Below are 1,132 nucleotides of genomic sequence, written 5' to 3'. Positions count from 1 at the left end.
CTAATCCGAAAATGAGGTGACCTGCCCCGGGAATGGACACGTGGCTAATCCGAAAATGAGTTGACCTGCCCCGGGAATGGACACGTGGCTGCTCCCGGCGGAGCGCAGCGGAGCCGGGTCAGGTCCTCTGGGGTGCTGTGCGGGTCAGGCCGCCGGGACGAGGGTGACGGTATAACCGAGGGCTTCGAGTTGACGAATATGGTTGCGTTTCTTCGCGTCCGGGTGGACATGCCGGGTGAAGTGCTCGGGCCCGAGATCATGGAAGGTGGCTTGCTCGTCGGTCAGCAGATGCCAGACGATCACCAGGATCGAACGGCCGATGGCGACGATGGCCCGTTTCTTGCCTCGCCGTCGGGCGATCCGACGGTAGCGGGCACCGAGGAACGTGTCGGTTCTGCCGGCGATGACGGCGGCCTCACCGAGCACCCGGGCGAGGTAGCGGTTGCCGTGCCCGGTCGAACCGTTGCCCGTGTTCTTGCCCGCGGAAGAGTGGATGCCCGGGGAGAATTTCGCCCACGAGCACAGGTGCCCGGCGGTGGGGAATCGGGCCATGTCCACCCCGATCTCAGCGAGGATGACCGCGGCGGCCACCGGTCCGATACCCGGGATCTCATCGAGGCGGGCCGCCGCCTGCGCGAAAGGGGCCAGCTGTACCTCGATCTGGGTGTCCACCGCGGCGATATCGGCATCGATCGCGTCGATCCGGTCCAGCATCCGCGTGAGCAGGAACGCGTGGTGGTCATCGAAGTGCCCACTCAACGCCTCCTCGAGCAGCCCGATCTTCGACCGCATCCGTGACCGCGCCAACTGCGCAAGGACCTTCGGGTCCCGCTCACCGGCGATCAACGCGGCCATCATCTCCCGCCCGGAGACACCGAAGATGTCCGAGGCCACCACCGACAACTTGATACACGCATCCTCGAGCAGTTTCTCGACCCGGTTCTTCTCCGCCGTGCGGGCACCGACCAGATCGATCCGATAGCGGGTCAGGTCCCGCAACTGCCGGATCGGGCGCGGCGGCACGAAACTCGGTCGCAGCATCTGCCGTTCGGCGACCTTGCACAACCACACCGAATCGAGCACATCGGTCTTCGGGCGTCCCGGCAGGTGCTTGACGTCGCGGGCATTGACC

1 protein-coding gene is annotated in these 1,132 nt (G+C 65.8%); it reads right to left on the bottom strand.

Features of this window, described 5'->3' with window-relative positions:
- Positions 1-144: 144 nt before the first annotated feature.
- The coding region (locus A5767_RS19375; RefSeq protein WP_082937748.1) for an IS110 family transposase at positions 145-1,132 on the bottom strand (988 nt) is incomplete at its 5' end.

The organism is Rhodococcus sp. 852002-51564_SCH6189132-a (assembly GCF_001665495.1).
GTDB classification, from domain to species: Bacteria; Actinomycetota; Actinomycetes; order Mycobacteriales; family Mycobacteriaceae; genus Rhodococcus; species Rhodococcus pyridinivorans.
The sequence above is the reverse complement of the archived record's forward strand: the minus strand, read 5'-3'. Positions and strand labels throughout refer to the sequence as shown.